Origin of the sequence: Chamaesiphon polymorphus CCALA 037 (assembly GCF_003003845.1) — a bacterium.
Taxonomy (GTDB): domain Bacteria; phylum Cyanobacteriota; class Cyanobacteriia; order Cyanobacteriales; family Chamaesiphonaceae; genus Chamaesiphon; species Chamaesiphon polymorphus.
The window spans coordinates 1-2207 of the sequence record NZ_PVWO01000725.1; the positions used below are offsets into that span (position 1 = coordinate 1).

Consider the following 2207-nt stretch of genomic DNA (forward strand, 5'->3'; position numbering starts at 1 on the left):
CCCCGCCACCATCCTCGACGGCATCGACCTCGAAGTCAACGAAGGCGAATTCATCTGCCTCATCGGCCACTCCGGCTGCGGCAAATCCACCCTCCTGAACATGGTCTCCGGCTTCAACACCCCCACCAGCGGCACCGTCACCCTCCAAGGCAGTCAGATTACCGAACCCGGCCCCGATCGGATGATGGTATTCCAAAACTACTGCCTTCTCCCCTGGCTCACCGCCTACGACAACATCTACCTCGCCGTCGATTCCGTCTATCCCACCCACACCGAAGCCCAGAAAAAAGAAATCGTCCGCGAACACCTCAACATGGTCGGACTTACCGAATCCGCCAGCAAAAAACCCGGACAACTCTCTGGCGGCATGAAACAACGCGTCGCGATCGCCCGCGCCCTCGCCATTAAACCCCAAGTCCTCATCCTCGACGAACCCTTCGGCGCACTCGATGCCATCACCAAAGAAGAATTACAAGACGAACTCCTGACGATTTGGAGCGAACATCAAGTCACAGTGTTAATGATTACCCACGATATCGACGAAGCCTTGTATCTAGCCGATCGATTGGTAATGATGACCAACGGCCCCGCTGCTAAAATCGGTGAAGTATTAGATATCCCCTTCGAGCGACCTCGCAATCGCGAGAAAATCATGGCAACTAAGACCTATATCGACCTGCGCAATTATGCCCTCGACTTCCTCTTCAATCGCTACGCTCATCTAGATGATTAGGTTAATCTCAAAGGCTCTGAATAACTTTAATAAAAAGATTGCTTAGATTCTCGATGCTCTGAAATCAGGCTTACTTCCCGATACAAAAACGACTAAAAATTCGATCGAGTACTGATTCGGTCACTTCTTCGCCTGTGATTTCGCCTAATGCTCTAATAGCTTCACGTAAGTCGATCGTCCAGAAGTCGAGGGGGAGTTGGGAATCGATCGTCATTAAGACTTGTTGAAGTGCTGTTTGGGCGCGGATCAGGGCGGCGGCTTGGCGTTGGTTGATAGCGATATCGATATTGGCGGCGTGGAGTTTGCCGCCTGCGACGATCGATAGGATTGCGGCTTCTAAGCAATCGATTCCCAGTGCGTTGGGTTCGGTGGTGTCGGCGGTTATTGCTGCCGCAGTTTCGACTACTGCGCTAATTCCTGTGGGTAGATCTAGCTTGGGCACGGTGGTGACGAGATCGACTTTATTGACGACAACAATCGTGGGGATATTGGCAATTTCTTGATAGATTTCGGTCTCTACTTCCGTCCAGCCGATTTGAGCGTCGATCGTCAGTAAGATGAGGTCTGCTGCTTGGGCAGCGGCGCGGGAGCGCGCGACACCGATTTGTTCGACGACATCGCTAGTATCTCTAATTCCGGCAGTATCTAATACCTGGACGGGAATGCCGCCGACAACGAGGCGGGATTCGACCACATCTCGCGTGGTACCTGGGAGTGGGGTGACGATCGCTCGATCGCTGCGACTCCAAGCATTTAACAGGCTGGACTTGCCCACATTCGGCTGTCCGAGGATGGCTACTTTCAAACCGCTGCGCAGCAATTCCCCCCGGTCGGCGGTGGCCGCAATCCTGCCAATTTCCGCCGCTAATGCCTTTAAATTTGCCGTGACATCAACTAAGTCCAATGGTGGTAAATCCTCCTCAAAATCGATTCTAGCCTCGATCTCTGCGAGTAAATCTAAGGCTTGCGCTCGCAAGCGGACGATCGGTTTGCGTAATTTGCCCTGTAGTCCGGCAATTGCTGTCTGAGCGGCAGCGGGAGAGAGCGCGCCGACGAGATCGCTGATACTTTCAGCTTGTGTCAAATCGATCCGCCCATTGAGAAAAGCCCGCAGGGTAAATTCGCCAGGTTCGGCGAGTTTGGCACCACATTCGACGCACAACTGGAGAATCTGCTGCACAAGGATAATGCCGCCATGACTGTGAATTTCGACCACATCCTCGCGGGTATACGATCGTGGGGCGAGCATTACGAGTAATAAGGCTTCATCGATCGTCAGCTCTGTCTGCGGATGTCGCACGTATCCGTACAAAATCCGATGACTTTCCCACTCTTGCCGACCGGGAGTTCTAAAAATTTGCCGCGCGATCGCGACGGCATCAACTCCCGACAGGCGCACGATTCCGACGCTACCTTGTTGGGGGACTACCGCCGTGGCGATCGCTACAATGGTTCCAGTTTGCATAATTGAGTC

General features: G+C 53.2%; 2 protein-coding genes. One reads left to right on the top strand and one right to left on the bottom strand.

Annotated elements, in window-relative coordinates; all coding sequences use genetic code 11:
• On the top strand, window positions 1-733 hold a 733-nt coding region (locus C7B77_RS28710), incomplete at its 5' end, for a nitrate ABC transporter ATP-binding protein (protein WP_106313114.1).
• Window positions 734-803: 70 nt separating this feature from the next.
• On the opposite strand, the gene mnmE is transcribed toward C7B77_RS28710, so the two are convergent.
• Window positions 804-2198, bottom strand: coding sequence for a tRNA uridine-5-carboxymethylaminomethyl(34) synthesis GTPase MnmE (gene mnmE, locus C7B77_RS28715; protein WP_106313117.1), 1395 nt, complete (start codon window positions 2196-2198; stop codon window positions 804-806).
• Window positions 2199-2207: the final 9 nt, after the last annotated feature.

What these genes read in the sequence shown, in the direction of transcription:
- mnmE (WP_106313117.1), bottom strand. Translation starts at nt 2,198, where the DNA reads ATGCAAACTGGAACCATTGTAGCGATCGCCACGGCGGTAGTCCCCCAA.